This window comes from Ruegeria sp. AM4, assembly GCF_056540665.1.
Map to the genome: position 1 here is coordinate 1 of NZ_JBQFXD010000023.1, position 25,705 is coordinate 25,705.

Sequence of the window (25,705 nt, forward strand, 5' to 3'; positions counted from 1 at the left end):
GCGAAAAGTCTGATAAAAAGGCGCTCGCACTCTGTTCGGATGACCACTTTCTGCGTCAGCAAAACATTGTTTTTCAACGGAATCGGCTCAGAGCAGACCTCGGATGCTACGCGGTATCTGACGGCCCAGGTGAGCTCGACGAAGTGAGGACGGCCCAGAGCCGACATCTGGCACAGTACTACTTTGCTGCGATCGCAGCCCGATTTGCCGCCATTCGCTGCAGCCGCAAAATCAGGTCTGATTCGAACTCACAGATCGCGGACAAAGTCCGAATTCGCTGCGGTTGCTCGAACGACGGCTGCTGGCGGATCGCGACGGCGACCCCTGCAGGTTTGGCGGAAAGCTGGCTTTCGTAGCGAAAGTGGAGAGACTTGGTTCTGGCTGTCAAAGCGGACCTTCGATTTCGCATCATCTGTGGAAGCGCCTTTCGATCTCAACGATCCAGAAAGTGGCCCTGTCGAAAGCCGAAGAATCGATCCAAGGCGCCATGCCAGCGTTCAATGCCGATTCCCCTGATGGCCTGTTGAAAAACTGTGCAGACATTCCGCGGCACATAAAAATTAGATGACAAAATAGGCAAGCTGGTGGCCTGGTGAAATTCTTAGTGGCCTTTGAATTGCGATCGATGAAGCTTGGGCTCACTTGGAAGCCTATGAAACAATACCTCACTGTCGTTGTCGTTGAACACAACCAAGAACGTGCGTTTGCAATTGTGGATGCTTTAAAGGAGTCTGGAGACGTAGACGTTTCTGTAATCGGCAATGTCTCCGGGCTGGCACGTAAGATTGCAATGCATAGCCCAGACATCGTTCTAATCGACATAGACAATCCATCGCGGGATATGCTGGAGGAGCTGACAATTGCCTCTGGTCCTATGGATCGACCAGTGGCCATGTTCGTCTCTGGCGCGGCGGGCGGATTAGCGAAAGCCGCCGTTGAGGCCGGGGTATCAGCCTATGTGGTCGATGGTTTGCACGCCGAACGGATCAAACCTGTGATCGATACCGCAATCGCCCGGTTTCAGGTACTGCGCCAGATGCGGACCGAGCTATCGGAAACCCGCCGCGCGTTGGAAGAGCGCAAAGTGATTGACCGAGCAAAGGGCTTGCTGATGAAAGCCAAGAGTATCTCGGAAGAGGAAGCCTATGCGCTACTGCGAAAAGCCGCGATGAACCAAAACCGCCGCGTCGCCGAGGTGGCCGAAGCCTTGGTCACTGCTTCGGGGTTGTTGTCATGAGAACCGTAACACTGCCCGTCGCGTATATGCCGCTTGTCGACGCGGCCCCGTTGATCGTCGCGCGCGAGATGGGGTTCGACCATGCTGAAGGCATCTCGCTGGACCTGCGTCCGGCGCCATCGTGGTCCTCTCTGCGCGATATGCTGGCCTTTGGGCATGTGGACGCGGCGCATCTATTATCGCCTGTCCCCGTTGCGATGGCTTTGGGTCTTGGTGGAATCGCGACACCGCTATCTGCGGTATCTGTACTGTCTTTGAACGGCAATGTTATAGGTGTTGGAACGCAATTGGCCGAGCGACTGATCGACCAGGGCTATGGTTTTGATTTCACCGATGCCGCTGCGGCTGGGGCTGCACTGGCAAAAGCTGCCGATGAAGTCTTGGTGTTTGGCGTGCCTTTCCCGTTTTCAATGCATGTCGAGCTGCTGCGATATTGGATTGCGGGAACCAAATTGGCCTCAAAACAGGTCGAAATCCGTACCGTCCCGCCGCCACTCATGGCGCAGGCGCTTGCGGGAGGCGAGATCGATGCCTTTTGCGTGGGCGAGCCTTGGGGCTCCTTCGCAGTGGACGACAGTGTTGGCGCACTGCTGTTGCCCGGTAAGGCGATCTGGACTTGTGCACCTGAAAAGGTGTTGGCAGTCAGAAACGACTGGGCCGAGACGGAACCGCATTTGCTGGGAAGTCTCATGCGGACCGTATGGCGTGCGGGACGCTGGCTGTCAAACACGGACAGCCGAACAACCGCGTCCGAGATGCTGTCACGCAAAACCTACTTCAATGTCTCACCCGAGCTGATTGACCGAGCGTTAATGGGTGAGTTCGCCATATCTGCACGCGGCGAGCAACGCAGTGTGGAAGGGTTTGTCGAGTTTTTTTACGGTGCTGCCACCTTCCCGTGGCGTAGTCAGGCAAAATGGGTCGCGCATCAATTGGCGCTAAGAAACGGGCTGGACGTCGGGACAGCGGAACGACAAGCAGCCAAAGTCTTTCGAAGTGATCTCTATCGTCGCGAGTTGCAAGGTCTTGGTGTGGAAACACCCGGCGCATCCGAGAAACTTGAAGGAGCTTTGTCTGAGTCGACGGCAGTTGCCTCGGTCAATGGCAGCCTGATTCTGTCTCGGAACGTCTTCTTCGACCGGCGCATTTTCGAGCCCGCAGGGTAAGATTGCACAATTTTTTTGCAGCGCAGCATCTCTTTTTGCTGCGCTGCAGAATTCTCGAAGTGAAGATGTCAAAAAATGATGACGTCGCACTGCGCGTCTGACTTAATCGGGACATCGGAAGGCAACGACGCCCACCGACGGAATTCGCCCACAATCCAGGGCACCTTAGAAGAGCAAAGCCGCTCGACCATCCGCCACCTCCTCCCGGCGGACTGTGTCGGCGGCTTTTTTGTTTGCCCATGGGGTTGGGCTGAACCGAAAGGGATCGAGATGAAAAAGCTTCTTTTAGGCCTCGCCGCGACGACGGCGCTTGTGTCTCCGGCACTGGCCGAATTGGAACTGGAAAAAGACGAGCTGACCTTTGGCTTTATCAAACTGACCGACATGGCGCCGCTGGCTGTCGCCTATGAGAATGGGTACTTTCTGGACGAAGGCCTGTTCGTGACGCTGGAAGCACAAGCAAACTGGAAGGTGCTGTTGGATGGCGTGATTGACGGACAGCTTGACGGCGCACATATGCTGGCCGGACAACCATTGGCCGCAACCATCGGGTATGGGACCGAAGCCCATATCATCACGCCATTTTCGATGGACCTGAACGGCAACGGCATCACCGTGTCCAATGAGATTTGGGAAGAGATGAAGCCGAACATCCCGGTGATGGACGACGGCCGTCCCCAGCATCCGATCAGCGCCGAGGCTCTGGCCCCGATCGTCGAGAAGTACAAATCAGAAGGCAAGCCCTTTAACATGGGCATGGTCTTCCCGGTTTCGACCCATAACTACGAACTGCGCTATTGGCTGGCCGCCGGTGGTCTGCACCCGGGCTACTACAGCCCTGAAAACGTGACCGGTCAGATTGGTGCGGATGTGTTCCTGTCGGTGACCCCTCCACCGCAGATGCCTGCCACATTGGAGGCCGGCACGATCTATGGCTATTGTGTGGGCGAGCCGTGGAATCAGCAGGCTGTGTTCAAGGGTATCGGCGTTCCGGTTATTACCGACTACGAGCTATGGAAGAACAACCCCGAAAAGGTCTTTGGTCTCAATGCCGAGTTCGCAGAACAGTACCCCAACACCACTCTGGCCGTGACCAAGGCCCTGATCCGCGCGGCGATGTGGCTGGACGAGAACGAAAATGCCAATCGCCCAGAAGCCGTCGAGATTCTGAGCCGAGCTGAATATGTGGGCGCGGATTATGAAGTAATCGCCAATTCGATGACCGGCACCTTTGAGTATGAGAAAGGTGACAAGCGCGAGGTTCCAGATTTCAACGTGTTCTTCCGCTACAACGCAACCTATCCGTTTTACTCGGACGCGATCTGGTATCTGACCCAGATGCGCCGCTGGGGTCAGATTGCCGAAGCCAAGCCCGACAACTGGTATGATGAGGTCGCCAAATCGGTCTACAAGCCCGAAATTTATCTGGAGGCCGCGCGACTGCTGGTCGACGAAGGCCTAGCGAATGAGGCCGACTTCCCCTGGGAGAGCGATGGTTACAAGGCGCCGACCCCGGCCGAGGATATCATCGACGGCATCGCCTATGACGGCCGCACCCCCAACGCCTATCTCGAAAGCCTGTCCATCGGTCTGAAGGGCGAACAGAAGATCGTCGGCTCGGACGTGCAAGGCTAACCCTGAAACGCCGCGCCCGGCATCGGTCGGGCGCGGGCCTCAACGTGCCCCGCCATTGCAAGGACGCATCAGATGACAACGGTCGATCCCGAATTCAATGCAGACGCCGCCCGAGAAGCGCGTCGCACCCGCCTGTTCACCCGTATCAACGCCGCGGACAAATGGTTCCAGGTTCTGGGTCTCAGCTGGGCCACCCCGGTCCTGAAAGCCGCCGCCGGCGACAACCCCCGCGCCCAGATGACCGAGATCTGGCGGTTGCTGATCGTGCCCCTGTTGTCGATTTGCGCCTTCCTGCTGCTGTGGGGGACTTTGGCACCCAAGGTGCAGACCTCGTTGGGCGCGGTGCCGGGGCCGGCTCAGGTCTGGGCGGAAATGGTAAGCCTGAACGAGGATGCGCAGGCCAAAGCTGCCAAACGCGCCAAGTTCGAGGCGATGGTCGAGAAGCGCAATCAGAAATTCATTGACACCGGCCAGCCGGAGAAAGTGAAAGAGGTCGCCTTCACCGGCGCGCCGACTTACTACCAACAGATCTGGACCTCGATCAAAACCGTGTTCTTCGGTTTTCTGATCGCGACTGTTATTGCAGTGCCGCTTGGAATAGCCGCTGGTCTGTCTCCAACAGCGAACGCCGCGCTGAACCCACTGATCCAGATCTTCAAGCCGGTCTCACCGCTGGCCTGGCTGCCGATCGTCACCATGATCGTCTCGGCGGTTTACGTCACCAATGACGGATGGTTTGCCAAATCCTTCCTGATCTCGGCCATCACTGTGACGCTGTGCTCGCTGTGGCCCACGCTGATCAACACTGCACTGGGTGTGGCGTCCATCGACAAGGACCTGGTGAATGTCTCGAAGGTTCTGAAAATGAATACCTACACCAAGATCACCAAGCTGGTTCTGCCCTCGGCCCTGCCGCTGATTTTCACAGGATTGCGCCTGTCGCTAGGCGTCGGCTGGATGGTCTTGATCGCGGCAGAAATGCTGGCGCAGAACCCCGGTCTGGGTAAGTTCGTCTGGGATGAGTTCCAGAATGGCTCCTCCAGTTCGCTCGCCAAGATCATGGTTGCGGTCTTCACCATCGGCATCATCGGCTTCCTGCTGGACCGGGTGATGTATGCGCTGCAATCCCTCTTTACCTTCACGAACAACCGGTGAGTGCGATGAGCATACTAAGCTTCAAGAACGCCTCGAAATCCTTTGGCGAAGGCACCGGACGCACGGATGTGCTGAAAGATATCGATCTGGACGTGCAAGAGGGCGAGTTTCTGGTGATCCTCGGTTTCTCGGGCACCGGTAAGACGACCCTGATCAACCTGATGGCCGGGCTGGATAGTCCGACTGGCGGAGAGGTCACGTTCAAAGGCGCTCCGATCAAGGGCCCTGGCCCGGAACGAGGCGTGATCTTCCAGAACTACTCGCTGATGCCGTGGTTGACGGTCAGCGGCAACGTAGGCCTGGCGGTCGATACGGTCTTCCCGGGCCTCAACAAAGCCGAGAAGGCCGAGAAGGTCGCGCACTATGTGCAGATGGTAGGCCTCAGCCATGCCGCAACGCGCCGCCCGGCGGAGCTGTCGGGCGGGATGCGCCAGCGGGTCAACGTGGCACGCGCCTTGTCGATGAATCCCGAAGTTTTGCTGCTGGATGAGCCCTTGTCGGCGCTGGACGCGCTGACGCGGGCCAATCTGGCGGATGAGATCGAACATATTTGGCAAGCCGACAAGAAAACCTGCGTCCTAATCACCAATGACGTGGACGAGGCGATCATTCTGGCCGATCGGATCATTGCCCTGAATCCCGATGGCACCTTGGGGCAAGAGTTCCGCGTGTCGATCCCGCGCCCGCGCGAACGCAGTTCCATGAACAACGATGAGACGTTCAAACGCCAGCGCGCGGACGTCACCAAATACCTTATGGATGTGGGGATCGAGGCCAAGGTTGAGGGTTCGCGCATCCTGCCCGATGTGACCCCCATCCACGGCGTGCCCGCCGCCGTGGCCGAGGCGCAGAAGGGGATGATCGAGAACCGTTTCCTCGACTTCTCGCAATTGCACAAGGTTTACCCGACGCCCAAAGGCCCTCTGACTGTGGTCGAGGATTTTGACCTGAAGATCGACAAGGGCGAATTCATCTCGCTGATTGGTCATTCCGGCTGTGGCAAATCCACGGTTTTGACCATGGCCGCCGGGTTGAACGAAATCTCGAAAGGCGCGATCAAGCTGGATGGTCGCCATGTCGAAGGGGCTGACCCAGAACGCGCGGTGGTGTTCCAATCACCCAACTTGTTCCCCTGGCTCAGCGCCAAAGAGAACGTCGCGATTGGCGTCGACAAGGTCTATCCCAAGGCCAACATTGCCGAGCGTCAGGACGTGGTTGAATACTACCTCGAACGCGTCGGTCTGGCCGATGCAATGGACAAATCCGCAATCGATCTGTCGAACGGGATGAAGCAACGCGTCGGCATCGCAAGGGCCTTTGCCCTGTCCCCCAAGCTGCTGCTGCTGGATGAGCCCTTTGGGATGCTCGACAGCCTCACGCGCTGGGAATTACAGGAAGTGCTGATGGAGGTCTGGTCCCGTACCAAGGTCACCGCAATTTGCGTCACCCACGATGTGGATGAGGCGATCCTGCTGGCCGACCGCGTGGTGATGATGACCAACGGGCCACAGGCCACGATCGGCAAGATCACCAAAGTCGACCTGCCGCGCCCGCGTACCCGCAAGGCCCTGTTGGAGCACCCTGACTACTACGCCTACCGGCAGGAAGTCCTCGATTTCCTCGAAGAATACGAACACGGCGCCAAGCCCAAAACACCCGCCCCCAAGGCGATTGCAGCGGAGTGAAATCATGAAGCAAAGACTTGTTGTAATTGGCGCAGGGATGGCCTCGGGTCGGGTGCTGGAACACCTGACCGACGCCGCGCCGGATGCGTTCGACATCATCCTGTTCAACGCCGAGCCGCGCGGGAACTACAACCGCATCATGCTCAGCCCAGTTCTGTCGGGTGAGAAAACCTATGAAGAGATCATTACCCATGACGACAGCTGGTACGCCGAGCGCGGTATCGCCTGCCGGTTTGGTGAGAAGGTAGAAAAGATCGACCGCGAGATGAAGGTGGTCGAGGGCGTGAATGGCCACGTTCCCTACGACAAGCTGGTCATCGCGACGGGGTCGAACCCGTTCATTATCCCTCTGCCCGGACATGATCTGGACGGTGTGATTGCCTATCGCGATCTCGAAGACACCCATCAGATGATGGGTATGGGCCCGGACAACAAGGTAGTTGTTATTGGCGGCGGCCTGCTGGGGCTTGAGGCCGCTGCAGGGATGGCGGCGCATGGTGTTGAAGTTACCGTGGTGCATATCATGGGCCACCTGATGGAGCGTCAATTGGACGAAGCGGCAGGCTATCTGCTGAAGAAATCGCTGGAAGACAAAGGCATCAGGATTTGCCTGCAAGCGAACTCCAAGGAAATCCTCGGGCAAGATGGCAAGGTTCGCGCGCTGTTGCTGGATGATGGCACGGAACTGCCCTGTGATCTGCTGGTCATGGCGGTGGGCATCCGCCCCAATACGACGCTGGCGCAAGAGGCCGGGCTGGCCACTGGGCGTGGTATCCATGTGGATGACCAGATGTTGACCTCGGATCCGGATGTCTACGCCGTCGGCGAATGTGTTGAACATGACGGAGAGGTCTTCGGCCTCGTTGCGCCGCTCTACGATCAGGCGAAAGTGGCCGCGCAGGCTCTGCTGGATGAAGAAGCTGCGTTTGCGCAGAAAACCCTGTCGACCAAGTTGAAAGTCACCGGCTGTGATCTGTTCAGCGCGGGCGATTTTGCAGACGGGCCAGGTCGTGAAGATATCGTGTTCCGCGACCCCTCGCGCGGCGTCTACAAGCGCCTTGTGATCGAAGAAGACCGTCTGATCGGGGCCGTCATGTATGGCGACACTGCTGATGGCAGCTGGTTCTTTGACTTGATCAAAGACGGCAGCAGCATCGACGAGATGCGCGAGACGCTGATCTTCGGCCCTGCCTATCAGGGGGGCGACACTGCGGACCCTCTCTCAGCCGTTGCAGCATTGCCGCCTGAGGCGGAGATTTGCGGCTGTAACGGCGTACGCAAAGGCGACATCGTCGAGGCGATCAACACAGGGGCTAATAATCTGGGTGCGGTGCGTGCCAGCACTAAAGCCAGCGCCTCCTGTGGGACATGTACCAGTCTGGTCGAACAGGTGTTGCAGGTCGCTCTGGGCGATGACTTCCAGGTGCCAGCGGCGCAACCGATCTGCGGGTGCACTGATCTCACGCATGAGGATGTACGGCGTCTGATCAAAGGGCAGGAACTGAAAAGCCAGGCCGCCGTCTGGCAAGAGCTGGGATGGAAAACGCCCAATGGCTGTCATGTCTGTCGCCCCGCGATCAACTATTACCTGCTAGCGGATTGGCCGTTGGAGTACCAAGACGACCCGCAAAGCCGGTTTGTGAACGAACGCAAACACGCCAACATCCAAAAGGATGGCACGTTCAGTGTTGTGCCACGCATGTGGGGCGGGATCACCACGCCCGAAGAACTGCGCGCCATCGCGGACGCCGCCGACAAGTACGACGTGCCAACCGTCAAAGTCACAGGCGGCCAGCGCATCGACCTGTTGGGCGTGAAGGGCGAGGACCTACCTGCGATCTGGTCGGATCTGAACAGGGCGGGTCTGGTCTCGGGCCACGCCTATTCCAAAGGCCTGCGGACGGTCAAAACCTGTGTTGGCACCGATCATTGCCGGTTCGGTACGCAGGACAGCACCGGCCTCGGCATCAAGCTTGAAAAAATTCTGTGGGGATCGTGGACGCCGCATAAGCTAAAGCTCGCCGTGTCGGGCTGCCCTCGCAACTGTGCCGAGGCGACCTGCAAGGATATCGGCGTGGTCTGCGTAGATTCCGGCTACCAGATCAGCATTGGCGGCGCCGCAGGCATGGACGTCAAAGAGACCGAATTGCTCTGTCAGGTTCCCACCGAAGACGAAGCTATTGAGGTCGTGATGGCCGTCACCCAAGCCTATCGCGAAGGCGGCAAGTATCTGGATCGCATGTATAAATGGTTGGGCAAGGTCGGCATGGACTGGGTCAAAGCGCAAGTCGTCGAGGACCTTGAAAACCGCGCCGCTTTGGTCGCCCGGTTTGAGCTGTCGCAGAGCATCTACCGCAAAGACCCCTGGGCCGAACACGTCAAAGAAAAAGCGCAGTCCTACGCGCCGATTGCAGATTTCACACTGGAGGCCGCGGAATGAGCTGGATCGACATCGGACATATCGACGAAGTTCCCTTGCGCGGGGCGCGGCTGGTGAAAACCCATATCGGCTGCATCGCCGTCTTCCGCACAGCCGAGGCAGAAGTCTATGCCACTACCAACAGCTGCCCGCACAAAGGTGGCCCGTTGTCCGAAGGTATCGTGCACGGGCGATCGGTAACCTGCCCTCTGCACAACTGGGTTTTTGACCTGAACACGGGCGAGACGCAGGGCGCTGATGATGGCCGCATCACCACCTATCCGGTGCGCCTTGAGGATGGCCGTATTCTGCTGGACGACAGCGCGGTTACCCGGCGGAGCGCGGCCTGATGGACGGGAGCGGTCTGCCCGAAGTTCGCTCGACCTGCGCCTATTGCGGGGTTGGCTGCGGTGTGCTTTTGCGGCCCGATGGAGTCGGCGGTTTGAGCGTTCGCGGCGATCCGGATCATCCTGCGAACCAGGGTCGTTTGTGCGCGAAAGGGCTGGCTTTGGGCGAAACTCTGGGGCTGGAACATCGGTTGCTGACACCTCGCGTCCTTGGCCGGGACACCAATTGGGATAGCGCCCTGCAACTAGTCGCAGATCGCTTTTCCGCGGCAATTAAGAACCATGGACCGGACAGCGTGGCCTTTTACGTCTCGGGGCAGTTGCTGACCGAGGATTACTACGTCGCCAACAAGCTGATGAAAGGGTTCATCGGGTCCGCCAATATCGACACCAATTCTCGACTGTGCATGGCGTCAACCGTAGCCGGGCACAAACGCGCCTTCGGCACGGATACTGTGCCCGGAACCTATGAGGATCTGGATCAGGCTGATTTGGTTGTTTTGGTTGGCTCAAACCTCGCTTGGTGTCATCCCGTTCTCTATCAGCGCATAATGGCCGCGCGTCAGGCGCGCGGTACGAAGATTGTGGTTGTCGATCCACGTCGAACAGCAAGCTGTGATCAAGCAGATCTCCATCTGGCGCTTCGACCCGGCAGCGATGTGGCGCTGTTCAACCGGTTGCTCAGCAGAATTCATCAAACGGGGCATGTTGCTCCGGATTTTCTGGATCGAAGTCACGGGTTCACCGAGGCCCTCGAACTCGCACAGCTTGATGATCCGGATGAAACCGGGCTCAGCCCTGACGAACTCGAGGCGTTTTGCGAATTGTGGATCGGAACCGAACGCGTTGTTACGATCTTCAGCCAGGGTGTAAACCAATCCTCCAGCGGAACAGACAAGGTCAACGCGATCCTGAATTGCCATCTGGCAACGGGTCGGATTGGCCGCGCAGGGATGGGCCCGTTCTCGGTCACCGGTCAGCCAAACGCTATGGGCGGTCGCGAGGTCGGCGGATTGGCCAATATGCTCGCGTGTCACTTGGATATCGAAAACGCGGCCCACAGAGCAGCCGTCCGAGACTTCTGGAAAGCGCCGAACCTGCCGGAAAAGCAGGGACTTAAGGCGGTCGATCTGTTTCGCGCGGTCGAAGGCGGCCAGATCAAGGCACTTTGGATCATCCACACCAATCCGGCAGCCACCATGCCAGAGGCAGATCGGGTGCAGACGGCGATCAGAAACTGTCCGTTTACAGTCGTTAGCGACCTGACCGCCAAGACAGATACAGCGCGGTACGCGGACGTGTTGCTGCCGGCGACTGGGTGGGGTGAAAAAGACGGTACTGTGACCAATTCTGATCGCACCATCAGCAGGCAGCGCGCGGTTCTGTCACCTCCGGGACAAGCGCGGGCCGATTGGGATGTTTTGGCCGAAGTGGGTCGCCGCATGGGGTGGAAAGAGGCTTTCAGCTACGAGGCGCCCGCGCAGATTTTTCGAGAATATGCGAACTTGTCCTCACTTGCCGTCTTATTTGGTAAGGACTTTGAGATTGTTAGGTTTTCGGACATCAGCGACGAAGACTATGATGCTATGTGCCCGACACGGTGGCCCACGGCATCGCGGAGGGCTGACGGTCGTTTCTTCGGTAACGGGAAGTTTTTTCATCCTGATCGCAAGGCGCGGTTTGTGCCCGTCATCCATCGAACACCCAAGGCAGAGCCATCAAAGCGCTACCCTTTCCTGTTGAACACAGGGAGAAATCGAGACCAATGGCACACCATGACGCGATCCGGTTTGTCGCCTCGCTTATCGGCGCACCTTGCCGAGCCCTATTTGGAAATGAACCCGAAGGACGTCAATCAACTGGGGTTTGGTCCCGCCGATTTGGTCGAGGTTAGCAGTTCAGTCGGAAGCGGCATTTTTCGGCTTCGCATAACTGAAGCTATTGCGCCTGGCAATGTGTTCGCGCCCATTCACTGGACTGGAGACACGGCCCCGGCCGCCCGTGTAAACGCCATAGTTCCCAGCATTACTGATCCGATTTCCGGACAACCGGAGAGCAAGTCAACAGCGGTATCTGTACGACGTGTGCATGCTGCATGGTACGGTTTCGCCGTTTCAGTTGAACCAGCGTGTCCTTGGGCGGAGTATTGGGCAGCTGCAAAAACGAGCAACGGCTACAGAATGGAGTTAGCGGGGAAGCAGATCGTAGAAGACTGGGAAAAGACTGCGCGCGATTGGTTTGGGTTGCCGGATGCAACGGTGACTTCAGTACAAGATTCCAAACGCGGCTCGTACCGAATTGCGCTCTCAGACGGGCGGCAAATTTTGGCAGCGCTCTTCGTTTCTCGCCAACCGACAACACTGATGCGAGACTATTTGGCAACTTTGCCTGAGGTTGCGCCCCAACAGATTCTCTCTGGTCGCTCATCTGCTGATTCCGACGACTGCGGACCAATCGTCTGTTCGTGTTTCGAGGTCGGTCTAAACACCATCATCCGCGCTATACACGACGGGCGATTGACCGATGTTGATAGTGTCGGAGATGCTATTCAGGCTGGAACGAATTGCGGGTCCTGCCGGCCAGAATTGGCTGATTTGGTCACACAACAATCGAAATTGATCCTCCACAAAACGAAGAACTGCCCGCAAAAACAATCAGCTTAGTCTCAGGATCGCATTGAACAGGACTGCGGTCTGCGTTGGTTGGCTCTGATAGCAAGTTCGGGTTCCATACACTTAATACAACATATGTAGTTGGAACTTACTAACCGGTTGGAACAATCCGGTCACACGATGGCTTCGACCTGCGTTAGAGATCTAAACAAGTGTCCAAGTTTCGCGTTTCCGCGAATGTTTCATGTTATGTGTGGCACAACAGTTAGATCGACCGAAACCGAATGACGGCTAAGGGCCGCCCTTTCGCAGGCCAACGGCGGCAATCGGTGCTTCGAAGTCACTCGTGCAAGATGCAGCATCTGGAACTATGAGCACACAGCAAACCTCGGAGCTGTTGCAGCAAAGACCCGTGCCTCATATTCCACGATCTATCCCAGCCCGATCCGGACCTTCCCTGTAGGGCCAAGCGCCGCATCGCGGCTTTACCGAAGCGGCCAATGGATCAACTCGGTCACTCGCGCATACCGGAATTTCAAGAAGTTGAGCGCACAGCACTGGATTTCAGGGCAAGTTTGTTATCCGTCCCAAAGAAATCCAATTCTATATCACTAAACAATACTCAATCTGGTAGCTCAGATCTGGATTCATTGATCAGTTCAATATCGATCTCGGCCAGCGAAGAAATGACGCAATCCGCCGCCGTTAGTTCACTCTCGTGATCTTCATGAAGAAGACCTACGCAATAGAAACCACCATTCTTTGCCGCTTCGACACCGGAAGAGGAATCCTCGATCACGACACATTCATCCACTTTCAGCCCCATCCCGCTGGCGGCGGTGAGGAATATATCGGGGTTGGGTTTCCCTTTTTCGACATCGTCGCCTCCGATAACGACCGGAAAGGCATCCAACAAACCAGCTTTTTCAAGAACGGCTCGGACATTGGCGCTGCTGGAAGCGGCCGCCAGCCCGTAACCCTCCGACTGGCATTCTCTTACGAGGTGCACTGCAGCATCGAAGACACGAAATTCGCCTCGCTCGATCATTTCAACATAATAGTCATTTTTTTTGTCTGCGGCGGTTCTGACTTCATTCTCCGAATGCCGGGTCATGACCGCTCGCGCCCCGTCATAACGAGGGCGCCCATCGACAAGCCGCCGGTATTCCGCCCTTCCAAACTCATACCCGTATTCTTCGAACATGCGTTTCCAAGCAGCAAAATGCGCCGGTACGGTGTCGACCAAAACACCATCGAGGTCAAAGATCAGTCCTTTGATCGGCATGCTGAATCTCCTGGTTCGAGCCTGTGCAAGAAACACGTAGCATGTAAGAAATTTTCTTCAATCGACTGGCATGTGAATGTTTATATGGCATAGTTATTCACGCTGCCAAGCTTCCGTTACCGGACAATGTTGAAACAAATGATTGACGTTAAAAAACTTCCATTTGAAGAACGTGCCCAGTGCGCTGCCTATATGCGCGCAACTCACAACATGTCACAGGTAGAGATAGGGGCAATTCTTGGTGGCCTGTCTCAACCGCATGTATCGCGGTTACTGAAACATGCTGAACGCCAAAACTACTTGGTCATCGAACAACGCTTCGTCAAAGAACAATTCTCAGACGAGTGGATTGCCCAGATGGACGAATTGCTGGCACCTTCTGGGCTTAATTCTGATCTGAAACGATATTGCAACGGGAACAACCTCAGACCGCCCCGGCTTGGGGTGTTTGAAAGCGGCCCAGGGAACACCGAAGCTGCGCTTTCACAGCGCCGTACCAGGTTTGGACGAACCGCATCCGGACGATTGATAGAACTGATTGAGAAATCGAACGTCATTGGCGTTGCGTGGGGTCGAACAATCAAGTCCCTGGCAGAAGGGATTGCAGCCTCAAGGCAGCCCATAGATAAGTCGCAAAAGACAGAGTTTGCAGCGGTTTGCGCAGAATTGATGTCGCTGGCTCAGCATGGATACTCTGCCAGCCGGCTTGCCGGAACTTTTGATGAGCTATTTAACGATCAGCCGGAGGATAGCCCTCAGCTCACTGGTTTCCCGGCATACATACCCCGTCACTACGATGAGACCATGCGCCGTTCCATCTGGCAGTACATCTCTGACACTCCGGGATTTCACCGCGTGTTTTCAGGTCCAGACGCGTTGATTGGCAAAATGGATATGTTGATTTCCAGCGTCGGGTCTTCAAGCACTCCGGTTCTGGGCAGTTTTGAAGAGCTGGTTCAGGCAGGCGGGTTAAGGGCTGACGATCTCCGGCAATTGGTCGTCGGGGACCTTGGCGGTATTTTGATCCCGAGAACCGAAATTTCTCAGGCCAAGATGGACCTGATTGACGAACTGAACGGGCTGTGGACCGGGATCAAAACAGAGCATGTCAAAGCCATCGCGGATCGGGCATTTGACGATCCTGACCAAAGTGGTGTTGTGGTCGTCGCGATTCAGAAGGAACGAGGTGATACGGTATTCGAACTGATCACCCGGGGGCTTGTTAACGAATTGCTCATCGATCACGCGGCGGCGGAACAGCTGCACAGGCGCGTTGCCGAGGCTCTTGCAGACTGACGATAGCACCTCGGCACACCTTGACCATTCCTGCGAGAATAATCTTCGTTGTCACGCAGGCAGCGGCGCGAAGACCGCTTCCTCTCCGGCAATCAAAGTAACAGGACGGCCCATCACCTCGATATCTTCTTTCGTGCCGGACGGAGCAATCAGCTTAAACCGACACTCGTCATGAGAAATCGCAACTTCGATATCATTCCCTTGCCACTTCAGATTAAACCGGATGCTGGACCATGCCTCTGGCAGCCAAGGTTTGAATGTCATCTTACCATGCTTGACCCGAAACCCGCCAAATCCACACACAAGCGATTGCCAGGTTCCGCCTGCCGAGGCGATATGCATCCCGTCTTGCGTGTTGCCCTGATTGTTGACCAGATCAACAAAGGCAGACCGTTCGAAATAGTGATGCGCCGAGGAAATGTCGCCGACTTCGATACCCATGATCGAATGAATGGCCGGGCTGAGCGATGATTTGTGCATCGTGCGTTTCTCATAAAACCCGTAGTTCGCCTTTTTGATTTCGTCTGAAAACTCGTCGGGCAAGAGATAATTCAACATGATCACGTCAGGTTGCTTGAGTAGCATCGAGCCATTCAGTGAAAAGTGGTCATGCCCTTCGGGGTAAACCGGCATGCGGTTATTGTCCCATTCGGTGATGGGAATGTCCTTGAGCTGGAAATATCCTTCAAATTGCTCAATCAGATTGCGGGACGGGTCAAAGGGCACATAGATTTTTTCGGCCGTTTCCAACCAATTATCCACTTCCTTTTCTGTTAAGTCTAACCGAATCCGCAATTCGTCATGAACCGCTGACGAAGCCATGCTGAACTCTTTGAAAACACGCACCGATTGCTCCAGATGCCATTTGGCCATTCGGTTGGTGAACGTGTTGTTGTCGACATGTTCGTGGAACTCGTCCGGTCCGATAATATTTGTCAGCTCGTACCGGTCCTTGTCTTTGTTCCATTCCAGCCGACTGATCCAGAACCGACTGGTTTGATACAAAACCTCGGCACCGAAATCGCGAAGGAAATCTCTGTCTCCGGTCGCCGCAACATAACTGAGGATGCCATATGCCACGCATGCGGTGACGTGAATCTCTTCTTCTCCGGTCCAGATCCGGTTCGCACCGTCCGCTGTCCATTTTGGCGTTGTCTCCACACCGGTATCAGCAGATTCCCATGCGTACTGCGCGCCCTTAAGCCCATTCATTCGGGCGTTCTCAAGTGCGCCGTTCAAGGTGTTGTAACGGTATTTCAGAAGGGCCTTGGCCGTCTCCGGCTGCGTGAAAATGTAGAAGGGCAGCAGGAAGATCTCGGTATCCCAAAAAACGTGACCTTTGTAGCCTTCACCCGACATTGATTTGGCGCCGATATTCGCGCGCGGGTCGTTTTCGTTGGCGGCGATCAGCAGGTGATAGATATTGAATCGCATTGCCCGTGTTGCTTCTGGATCACCCGTCACCACACAATCACAGGCGTCCCATTTTTCGCGCCAGGCTGCGGCACTTTCGCTTAGACAAGTTGAGAACCCTTTGGCTTGCGCCGTCTCCAGAGACGCTTCACATTTGGCCGCCAATTCCGCGCCGTTCAGATCTCGCGACGTATAAATCGAAACCAGCTTTTCGAAGGTCAGACTTTGCCCGTTGAGCGCCTCGACAGAAACGGTTTGCGAAACCTGCTCGTAATCACGGTTTGCGCCTTTGAACTCGCTGAAGGAAGGACAATCCAAGGCAGACGCCATGCCAATCGAAATGCCAGTGTCCAGTGTCAGAGTTTCGATATAGGACGCATCGCTGCTTGCATGTGACTGAGTCACCTTCAGATGTCGGCTTTTGGCCCACTTTTCCCATTTGACCTCGGGGTGGAATTCCGGATGTCCCTGATAAGCTGGCAGGCGGTCCAGATTGTACCGTTGGGCATCCAGTGCACTTTCAACAGTTATCCTTGACGAGTGGTTTTCCGGCGTCACCGTCAAACGGATTCCGCAGGTATGCTGATCGGCAAAACTGGCAAACCGGATGCTGTTGATGCGGGTGCGACGGCCCGTGCTGTCTTCAAACACAGTATCGCGATGCAGAAATCCGGTCTGCAGATCCAAAACACGCCTGTGTTCGACAACTCTGCACGTTTGGACATCCAGAATTTCACCTTCGGCACGGACCCGAAGCGGCAACCAGGTCGGTACATTGACCTGATCGATCACCGTCGAGTCATGGTGATCGTAAACACCGGCCAGATAGGTGCCAGACAGTTCACCCTTGTGGCCCTCTTCCAGCGACCCACGTGTGCCCTGATAGCCGTTGCCGACCGTGAAAATGGTTTCCTTGAAGTTCGCTTCATCCAGATTGAATTGGGTTTCTTCGATCAGCCAGTCGCTACTGCTCAGCATTGTCTGCATGTCAGGGCTCCATTCGGGTGATATTTCGGATAATTCAGTCGCCGTAGGTTTCGGCAATCTGTCGCTCGGTTTCTTCCAATGATCCGTAGACGTCCAACTCGCTGCTCGAGCAGCGCTGCGCCCCTGCACAGTTTCCGAACTGGCAGGCTTTGACGAAATCGCGGGTCTTGAGGTAGCCAAAGGCCAAGCCACCAGCAAAGCTGTCGCCGCAGCCGGTGGTGTCAACCACATCCTCAACAAGCACCCGCTTGACCAGATGTTCACGCATCCGGCCGGTTGCATCCTTGTGGTAGACGGCGCAGCCGTGTTGATCCAGCGTGACGTAGAGCGCCTTGACGCCCAGATCCAGGCAGTGTTGGGCGAACTTGGGCAACTGGTCCATCGTGAGTTCGCTTATGTCCTGCAACTCGTCAGACCCGTATTCTCCCTTGAACCAACTGCATTGAGCCTCTTCCAAATTCATCTTCAGGAGGTCGATATGCGGAAGCCAGCGATCTCTATCAATCCAGAATTTATGATACCGTTCACCATGTGCTGAACACCCGCTGGTGGGACCATGCGCATCAAACACAACCAGACCATCGCTGTTGGCCTTGATATACCGGATCGTTTCCAGCGGAACCTCGAAATCCGTGATCGGAACGAAAACGAAGGCTTCGCAGTCCATCAAGTTTTCGATGTCGTCGGGCAGGATCGGGTTCATGAAACCCGTTTGTTTTTCGTTGCGATGGTTTTGGTCTACGTAGACTAGATCGATCACTGCGCCCTGATCGGCGTCGCCTGTAACATGGCTGACATCCAGATACGGAAACTCAGACAGCAAGTTGCGAACATTGTCGACGTCCGACCTGCGCACATGGCTGACGACGTTGATCCGCGAACCTGGACCGGCCAGCGAGGACATACAGACCGCTGTATAGACCGCGCAGCCAAATTTATTAAATTTCTCACCCTGATAGCTGGTGATATTGTCCCTTGGGATCGGGCCAAGGACTGCGACATTGATCTTGTCAGACATTTCGGTCCCTTGTTTGTATTCGCTGTTCTGCCGACGTGCGTATGCGTGATTATAGCAGCTTCAGTTCTGATAGATCTGTTCGCTGGTATAGAACCCGCCATCGATCACCGTGCTGTCGATCGTATCTTTTGACACTGCGAAAACAGGGGTGATAACCGTTGGGATTTCCGCAAAACCATTTTCGATCAGCGTATGCTCACCGATCAAATCGCTGATTTCGGCATCCGGAGACTGCGCTATTTTCACGGCAATATCCGCCGCCTCATAGGCCAGAGGCTTGATTTGCTTCCAGATTTCCAGCGCCTGTATGTCATTGGCGACCATTTGGACATTCTTCAGATCTGCATCTGACCCGGCAACAAAGACCTGATCCGCCGATGCCAGATCCTCATCAGACAATGCTGCCAGAACCCCAAAGGCAAGCCCGCTGTTGTTGGCGATGAACGCGTCGATGTCGTTGTCATATTCGACCAGTAGGTTCTCGGCAGTGTCTCTGGCCATATCGGGAGACCAGTCTACATGGCTGCGATCCGCAACAAGCTCGAGCCCAGGATGATCGGCAATCACTTTCAGCACACCGCTGCTGAGCGCTTCGGCATTGGCATCACCAGGCTGACCGCGGATCAGGGCGACCCGGCCTTTGACCTCACCGCGGGTATCATTCAGCCAGTCCACCATCGCTTCGGCCTGAAGTTGCCCGACAGCCCAACTGTCCTGCATGACCATGACGTCAAGCGGCCCGTCCTGCAGCATCGAGTCGTACCCGACCACTTTGACACCTTGATCGTGGGCCAAATCAACAAGGGCACCAGCGGTTGCGGTGTTGACGGGTTGCAAGACCAGAACGTCCACCCCCGATTCCAGCATTTCCTCAACCTGCTGCAACTGACGCAATGGATCATTGCCGCTGCTGTCAAAGATCACATTTGCACCTTGGGATTCCGCACGTGCAATGAACAGGGATTTGTCAGTCTGATATCTGGCTTCCTGCATGGTCTTGAGCAGGAACCCGATTTTAGCGTTATCCTGCGCTGCCGCGATCATTGGCAGCGATGCGGATAGAAGGCCGGCCAAACCCAAAGCTTTGAGGCCATTTGTGCGTAAGGTTGCTAAAATGGACTGGACCATCGCTTACCTCCTAACTGTCATTCAAGATTTAGGGGATTTTGGCGTTGCCCCCGGTGCGTATGACCGGGGGCAGACCTGCAGCTTTACTTCTTCTGCATCACATCGAACCAGACGGCGAGGATGATGATCAGGCCCTTGATGATCAGCTGATAGAAGGTGACGACCCCAAGCAGGCTCATACCGTTGTTCAGCACGCCGATCAGCAGAGCACCGATGATGGTTCCGCTCACCTTGCCAGAGCCACCGGCCAAGCTGGTACCGCCGATAACAACGGCCGCAATCGCATCAAGTTCGAACATCGTTCCAAGGTTGGGCGAGGCACCGTTCAGACGCGAGGCCAGGATGATACCAGCCAGGGCCGACAGGACCGAAATGACCGTATAGACAATCATCTTGGTGCGGACGACGTTGATGCCGGACAGGCGAGCCGCATCCTCGTTTCCGCCAAGCGCATAGAGGCGGCGACCAAAGCGGGTGCTGTTCAGCGTATAGATCCCGGCAAACGCAATGACTGCAAAGATCGCAACAGGAACGGGGATCCCTTTGTAGCTGGTGAACACGTGGAAGGCCAAAGCAAACCCGCCGATCATTACGGCCCCGTTGACCAGCAGTTCCTGCATATTCACTTCGACGCCATGCGCCTTGCTTTGCTGAACGTCCCGGAAGATCGAATAGACAGCAAGCGCAGCACACACGATCAGCACGATACTGGACATCATCGGCGGGATATAAGCCCCACCAATCAATGGGAACACATTACTCGTTACCGGGACAGAACTGCCGTTGGTTAGGGTCAGTGCCAAACCGCGTGCGATGGTCAGCATTCCAAGGGTTATGATGAATGGTGGTATGTTGAACTTGGCTATCCAGAACCCGTTCCACAGACCTATTCCAACACCCACGATTAAAAGGGTTGCAGGCGCCGCCAATATTGTCGGCACGCCCCATTGCATCATGAGCGTACAGACGACCGCTGATAACCCGACGACAGAGCCAACGGATAGGTCAATACCCGCAATCAGGATGACCATAGTCATGCCTACGGCAATGATCCCGATGATGGTCACCTGACGGGACAGGTTGCTGAGGTTCCGCGCGGTGAAGAACGCGTCGTCGGCAAAGCTGAGCCCAACGACAAGCACGATCAACGCAATTAGCGTCGCGTTGTCCTTTATGAAGTTTATCAGATGGTTTTCCTTGGCGCCATTGACGCCAACACCTGCAACGTTGCTGTCAGCACTCATTTGCTTCCTCCCTTATGCGCTGCCGGTGGCATACGCCATGATTGCTTCTTTCTTCGCGTCGTCCCGTTCAAAGTTTGACACGATCTCGCCTTCGCACATCACCAGAATCCGATCGCACATGCCCAAAACCTCGGGCAGTTCCGAAGAAATCATGATTACGGTGACACCTTGCTGGACCAGTTCATTCAGCAGCTTGTAAATCTCGACCTTGGCGCCGATATCGATCCCGCGCGTAGGTTCATCCAGAATGAACACATCTGGGCGCGAGTTCAGCCACTTACCCAGAATGACCTTCTGCTGGTTACCGCCGCTAAGCGTACCGATTACTGTGTCAATCGAAGGTGTTTTGACACCAAGCTGGTCGACATATTCCTTAACGACTTTGCGCTCCTGCTGAGTGTTGATAATGCCCAGAACCTTTGAACTGATCGTCTCGAGCGAGGAAATCGTCGTGTTGAAGGAAATGGATTTGTCCAGAAACAGCCCCAAAGCCTTACGATCTTCGGTCAGCAACGCGATGCCGGCATCAATGGCGTCTTTCGGCGACTTGATGTCCAGCTTTTGCCCGTTCAGCTTTACCTCACCGGTGGTCTGATCCGGATAGGCACCGAATACACCGCCAACCAGTTCGGTCCGGCCCGCGCCCATTAGCCCGGAGATGCCCAATATCTCGCCTTTGCGGGCAACGAAGCTGGCGTTCTTGACCAGATAGCTGCCAGGCAGATCGGGGTTTGTGACGGACAGATCGTTGACCTCTAGAGTCACCTCACCCGGTGTGAAATCGACCTTGGGAAACATATCCTTGATGTCGCGCCCGACCATTCGGGCGATGATCTGATCCAGTGTGATATCCGCGATCGGAGTGACTTCACCGATCGTCTGGCCATCGCGCAGAACCGCGATCCGGTCGGCGATCTGCTCGATCTCTTCCATCTTGTGCGAGATGTAGCACATGCAGACGCCATCGGCTTTCAGCTTGCGAATGATGCGGAAGAGATCCTTGACCTCTTTGTCCGTCAGCGCCGACGTCGGTTCGTCCAGCACCAGTATCTCGGCCTTGAGCGACAGTGCTTTGGCAATCTCAACCATCTGCTGTTTACCCACAGTGATGTTCTGCACCAGATCTGTCGGGCGAATGTCGTTGATACCCAGTTCGGTCAGCAGTTTCTGAGTTTCGGCAAATGTCTGGTTCCAGTTGATCCTGCCCTTGGCATCGGTGAACTGTCGATCCAGAAAGATGTTTTCGGCAACCGACAAACCGGGGATCAGGTTGAGTTCCTGATAGATGATGCCAATGCCTGCTGCCTCGGCCTCTTTCGTATTCGCAAACCGGACTCTTTCACCGCGCAAAAAAATATCGCCCTCGTAAGTTGGATAGGGCCAAACCCCGCTAAGCACTTTCATGAGCGTGGATTTGCCCGCTCCGTTTTCTCCCATCAACGCCAAGAGTTCGCCCGAGCGGGCTTCGAAATTGACATTGTTCAGGGCGCGAACACCGGGAAAATCCTTGATGATACCCTGCATTTTCAGGACGACTTCAGACATGCTTTTTCCCATCACATTCAGAAAGGTATTTCGGACATTCCCCACCCTGACCGACAATTCTGCCGCAAGGAGTTTAAGGAAGGAGGGCACCATGAAGCCGCGCGCGGGGAGTACACGCATAGGGAGCCAAATGGCGAAACGCCCTCCTTCAGGAAAAGGTCCCGAGGATCAGTTCCCGTAGACTTCTTCCTTGGAGTAGAAGCCGCCAGCAATGATCGTGTCATCGATGTTGTCCTGTGTCACAAGCGTGATCGGGGTCACGATTGTCGGCACATCGGCGAAGCCGTTGTTGATAACCTTGTCCACTTTGACCAGATCTGCGGGCGCGGTGTTGGGATCGGCAGCCAAAGCGACCGCCACTTCCGCCGCAGTTTCTGCCAACGGATCAATCTGCTTCCAGATTTCAACGGCTTGCTTGCCTTGCGCAACATATTGGATATTGGCCAGGTCGGCATCAGATCCGGCTACAAACACTTTGTCTGATGACGCCAGCCCCTGTGCTTCCAATGCCGCGATAACACCACGGGCCATGCCGCTGTTGTTGGCGATAAACGCGTCGATGCTGTTGCTGTTAGAGGTCAGCGTGTTTTCCGCGGTCGCCATGGCTTTCTCAGATGACCAACCTTCATGCGCCTGATTTGTTACCAGTTCCAACCCCGGGTTCGCTTCGACAATTTCCAAAACACCGCTGCTCATGGCGATCGCATTGGAGTCGCCGGGCTGACCTTGAATCAGGGCGATTTTTCCGGAAACCTCTCCGTTCTTTTCTTTCAGCCACTCGACCATTGCTTCACCCTGCAGTCGGCCTACAGCCCAGCTGTCCTGCATCACCATCGCGTCCAGTGGCCCGTCCACGAGCATCGAGTCATACCCGACGACACGCACGCCTTCGCTGTTTGCCATGCTGACCATGCTACCGGCGGTACCGGTGTTGACAGGCTGCAAGACGATGACGTTCGCACCCTTGGCGAGCATGTTCTCAAATTTCGCCAGCTGGGTCAGCTCGTCATTGTTCGCGGAATCAAATATGACATCGGCGCCCAGTTCCTCGGCTTTCGCAGTAAACGCGGCACGGTCACGTTTGTAGCGCTCTTCCTGCATGGTTTTCAGCAGAAAGCCAATTTTGACATCGCCTGCATACGCTGTCCCGGCAGTTAGTGCGACAGCGGCGACAGAAAGCAAGGCGGCTCTACGGGTAATGGTCTGCAACAGGGACATATTTCCTCCAGTGTATGTTCCTTGGCTGCCTGGCCAATTGGGTCGGCAACACGAAATGCTTCGCAAATTGTGCTGGGTGCCGGCTAACCGGAAAGAACAAGCGTCAATCTCAAAGCGATAACGCTAACATAGCAGTGAAGAACGGGGGGAGAATTTGTATATTTAGAAAGCATACATATTCAAAACACCGTTGAGATCCCTGCGCCCAAAGGGATTTTGCATATTTAACAACACCATAATAGATTGCCACGTACTAATCGAAATCATTGAAGTCTCTTGGACAGGCCGCGACAGAGTTGTACCGTAATCGCGAAGCGGGTTGTAAAGCCGCGAAATCGGCAATCAAACATCCTGATGAGATCGCCAGGCCGACACCGTCTGGTGTTTTCTCTGTTGGCGTGCTCAAGCGGACCAATTGGTCAATTTTGCAGACGTCGTCGAAAGACCGCTAAGCAAGACTGCGAACGGCTTTTTCGTGCTCGCCGCGAATGGCCGGTTTCCGCCCTGGGCGCCGGAATCTTCCATTTATCCCGGGTATACCGATGGTTTTCCGCGTGGCGCTGTGAAGTTTAGAAATGTGTCATTTTCAGTGCTATAGACGCTTTAAATATGTACTTTCCAAAGAGACGCTCTTGCCTTCTCTTTAAAAATAAAAGATTTAAGGTGTCATGAACGCTGGAAGGTCGCAAAATCTGAAGAAAGTTCTCGACTCGGTGCCCGCGGGATATCTCGTCGATGCCAACTGGCTCACTGCCCATGGCATAGCCTACGAAACCTTTCGCGACTATGTAAAACGGGGCTGGCTCGAACGCGTTCACCGCGGCGTTTTCCGCCGACCTGTTCCCAATCCGCCCACATCAAACACCGTTGACTGGAAGGCCTGCCTGCTCTCGGTGCAACATATCATGGACTATGATATTCATGTCGGCAGCAAAACTGCTCTCTCTCAGCAGGGATACGACCACTACCTTCGTTTGGGCAACAACGCCCCCGTCTGGATCTATGGCTACAAAATACCCAACTGGCTCACGAAGCTGCCACTCAACACACCTATTGAAACGCGCAATACGTCGCTGTTCGCTGACCAGGCACTTGGCGTTACAAATGACGACCTAAAATCTGAAAACTCCCTCCCGTGGGACTGGCAATTGCGCATGTCGGCCCCCGAGCGGGCGATCATGGAAGCTATGGACGAATTGCCGGACCATGAGAGTTTTCACAACCTCGACATGGTGTTCGAGGGCTTGACGACGCTACGACCTAAGTTGCTCTCGGCACTTTTGCTGAGCTGCAAAAAAATAAAGGTCAAGCGCCTCTTCTTCGTCTTTGCGCATCGCCACAATCACCCCTGGCGCAAACGACTTGATGCTGACGCCTTCAACCTCGGGACGGGGGATCGAGCATTGATCAAAGGTGGCCGAATACATCCGCGATATCGCATCATGGTACCCGAAGAGTTCATCACGACCGGGACAGAAAATGGCGCGTAAGAATTATGAATCCCAGGTCGCCCTTCTCGTGCGTGTATTGCCTTAGGTCGCGAAGGAAGAGAAATTCGCGCTCAAGGGCGGGACAGCAATCAACCTCTTCTATCGCAATCTACCGCGACTCTCGGTCGATATCGACCTGACATATCTGCCGATCAAAGAGCGTGAACAGAGCCTCGCCGAGATCAACGAAGCCATGGATCGTATCGCTAAGTCGATCGAAAATGGTATCCGCGGAGCGAAGGCTCAAAGAATAAAAGGGGGTGGGGGCGGCGCCACCCGCGTGCTTGCGCGTCTGGAAGGTGCAGAAGTCAAAATCGAGACCTCGCCAGTCACGCGCGGCGTTGTTCACGACACCGAAACCCGGGCGGTCTCAGAAGCTGTAGCAGACGCGTTCGGCTATGCAGAAATGCAGATCGTCTCATTCGAAGATTTGTTCGGTGGTAAGCTCCACGCAGCCGTGGATCGCCAGCATCCACGCGATCTTTATGATGTAAAACTTCTCTACGAACACGAAGGACTGACGGATGATCTGTTCCGGACTTTCCTGATCTACATTGCATGTTCGGCACGTCCGGCACACGAATTGCTGAATCCCAACCTGATTGATCTTGATCAGCCTTATGTGCGTGAATTCGAGGGCATGACCAAGTCACCCGTCGGCCTCGATGACCTGCTGGCGACGCGCAAGCAACTGATTGCGGACATCCAATCTCGCTTCGATAAACCCACCAGACGGTGCTGTCAGACGAATTCGAACCAGTCTCAGTTTGCTGCGGAATCCGCGAACCTATCCGGAACAAAGTTGACGCCACTCGCTAAGAGCGG

General features: G+C 55.5%; 19 protein-coding genes. 12 read left to right on the forward strand and 7 right to left on the reverse strand.

Going from position 1 to position 25,705, the window contains the following annotated elements; genetic code table 11:
* The 9 genes from ACR0JA_RS23080 to ACR0JA_RS23120 all read left to right on the forward strand — a co-directional run.
* Window positions 1–356, forward strand: a 356-nt coding sequence (locus tag ACR0JA_RS23080; RefSeq protein ID WP_480580129.1) for a hypothetical protein, incomplete at its 5' end; no start/stop codon positions are given.
* Window positions 357–652: 296 nt separating this feature from the next.
* Entirely contained in the window at window positions 653–1,237 is a 585-nt protein-coding gene (locus tag ACR0JA_RS23085) for an ANTAR domain-containing response regulator (protein WP_480580132.1), read from the forward strand.
* Window positions 1,234–2,403 carry an ABC transporter substrate-binding protein gene (locus ACR0JA_RS23090; RefSeq protein ID WP_480580135.1) on the forward strand — a complete coding sequence of 390 codons (1,170 nt, stop codon included), beginning with the start codon at window positions 1,234–1,236 and terminating at the stop codon, window positions 2,401–2,403. Before ACR0JA_RS23085 ends, ACR0JA_RS23090 begins: the two co-directional genes overlap by 4 nt.
* A 270-nt stretch (window positions 2,404–2,673) precedes the next feature.
* Window positions 2,674–4,038, forward strand: coding sequence for a CmpA/NrtA family ABC transporter substrate-binding protein (locus tag ACR0JA_RS23095; protein WP_480580138.1), 1,365 nt, complete (start codon window positions 2,674–2,676; stop codon window positions 4,036–4,038).
* 72 nt (window positions 4,039–4,110) lie between these two features.
* Entirely contained in the window at window positions 4,111–5,193 is a 1,083-nt protein-coding gene (locus tag ACR0JA_RS23100) for an ABC transporter permease (RefSeq protein WP_480580141.1), read from the forward strand.
* Between the two features lie 5 nt (window positions 5,194–5,198).
* Window positions 5,199–6,878 carry an ABC transporter ATP-binding protein gene (locus tag ACR0JA_RS23105; RefSeq protein ID WP_480580144.1) on the forward strand — a complete coding sequence of 560 codons (1,680 nt, stop codon included), beginning with the start codon at window positions 5,199–5,201 and terminating at the stop codon, window positions 6,876–6,878.
* Window positions 6,879–6,882: 4 nt separating this feature from the next.
* Window positions 6,883–9,318, forward strand: a complete 2,436-nt coding sequence (gene nirB / locus ACR0JA_RS23110; protein WP_480580147.1) for a nitrite reductase large subunit NirB — start codon at window positions 6,883–6,885, stop codon at window positions 9,316–9,318.
* Window positions 9,315–9,647 (forward strand): nitrite reductase small subunit NirD, encoded by a 333-nt coding sequence (nirD, locus tag ACR0JA_RS23115; protein ID WP_480580150.1) that lies wholly within the window; start codon window positions 9,315–9,317, stop codon window positions 9,645–9,647. Before nirB ends, nirD begins: the two co-directional genes overlap by 4 nt.
* Window positions 9,647–12,307 carry a molybdopterin-dependent oxidoreductase gene (locus ACR0JA_RS23120; protein WP_480580152.1) on the forward strand — a complete coding sequence of 887 codons (2,661 nt, stop codon included), beginning with the start codon at window positions 9,647–9,649 and terminating at the stop codon, window positions 12,305–12,307. The genes nirD and ACR0JA_RS23120 overlap by 1 nt, the downstream gene beginning before the upstream one ends.
* Before the next feature lie 571 nt (window positions 12,308–12,878).
* Here the strand turns inward: ACR0JA_RS23120 and ACR0JA_RS23125 are convergent.
* Window positions 12,879–13,541 carry an HAD family hydrolase gene (locus ACR0JA_RS23125; protein ID WP_480580155.1) on the reverse strand — a complete coding sequence of 221 codons (663 nt, stop codon included), beginning with the start codon at window positions 13,539–13,541 and terminating at the stop codon, window positions 12,879–12,881.
* An 804-nt stretch (window positions 13,542–14,345) separates the two neighbouring features.
* On the opposite strand from ACR0JA_RS23125, the gene ACR0JA_RS23130 reads away from it, so the two are divergent.
* Window positions 14,346–14,837, forward strand: a complete 492-nt coding sequence (locus tag ACR0JA_RS23130; protein ID WP_480580158.1) for a hypothetical protein — start codon at window positions 14,346–14,348, stop codon at window positions 14,835–14,837.
* Window positions 14,838–14,888: 51 nt separating this feature from the next.
* On the opposite strand, the gene ACR0JA_RS23135 is transcribed toward ACR0JA_RS23130, so the two are convergent.
* The 6 genes from ACR0JA_RS23135 to ACR0JA_RS23160 form a co-directional block, all read right to left on the reverse strand.
* Window positions 14,889–17,237, reverse strand: a complete 2,349-nt coding sequence (locus tag ACR0JA_RS23135) for a glycoside hydrolase family 65 protein (protein WP_480580162.1) — start codon at window positions 17,235–17,237, stop codon at window positions 14,889–14,891.
* A gap of 34 nt (window positions 17,238–17,271) precedes the next feature.
* The gene (locus tag ACR0JA_RS23140; RefSeq protein ID WP_480580165.1) at window positions 17,272–18,255 is read right to left on the reverse strand and encodes a carbohydrate kinase family protein; all 984 of its coding nucleotides are present in this window, start codon (window positions 18,253–18,255) and stop codon (window positions 17,272–17,274) included.
* A gap of 60 nt (window positions 18,256–18,315) precedes the next feature.
* Complete coding sequence (locus tag ACR0JA_RS23145) at window positions 18,316–19,383, reverse strand: substrate-binding domain-containing protein (RefSeq protein ID WP_480580168.1); 1,068 nt, start codon at window positions 19,381–19,383, stop codon at window positions 18,316–18,318.
* Window positions 19,384–19,466: 83 nt separating this feature from the next.
* On the reverse strand, window positions 19,467–20,627 hold the full coding sequence (locus ACR0JA_RS23150; protein ID WP_480580171.1) for a sugar ABC transporter permease: 1,161 nt from the start codon (window positions 20,625–20,627) through the stop codon (window positions 19,467–19,469).
* Window positions 20,628–20,639: 12 nt separating this feature from the next.
* The gene (locus ACR0JA_RS23155) at window positions 20,640–22,172 is read right to left on the reverse strand and encodes a sugar ABC transporter ATP-binding protein (RefSeq protein WP_170403614.1); all 1,533 of its coding nucleotides are present in this window, start codon (window positions 22,170–22,172) and stop codon (window positions 20,640–20,642) included.
* A gap of 168 nt (window positions 22,173–22,340) precedes the next feature.
* The gene (locus ACR0JA_RS23160; RefSeq protein WP_480580175.1) at window positions 22,341–23,390 is read right to left on the reverse strand and encodes a substrate-binding domain-containing protein; all 1,050 of its coding nucleotides are present in this window, start codon (window positions 23,388–23,390) and stop codon (window positions 22,341–22,343) included.
* A gap of 668 nt (window positions 23,391–24,058) precedes the next feature.
* On the opposite strand from ACR0JA_RS23160, the gene ACR0JA_RS23165 reads away from it, so the two are divergent.
* Complete coding sequence (locus ACR0JA_RS23165) at window positions 24,059–24,880, forward strand: type IV toxin-antitoxin system AbiEi family antitoxin domain-containing protein (RefSeq protein WP_480580177.1); 822 nt, start codon at window positions 24,059–24,061, stop codon at window positions 24,878–24,880.
* An 88-nt stretch (window positions 24,881–24,968) separates the two neighbouring features.
* Window positions 24,969–25,705: nucleotidyl transferase AbiEii/AbiGii toxin family protein (locus ACR0JA_RS23170; RefSeq protein ID WP_480580180.1), on the forward strand; the 737-nt coding region annotated here is incomplete at its 3' end.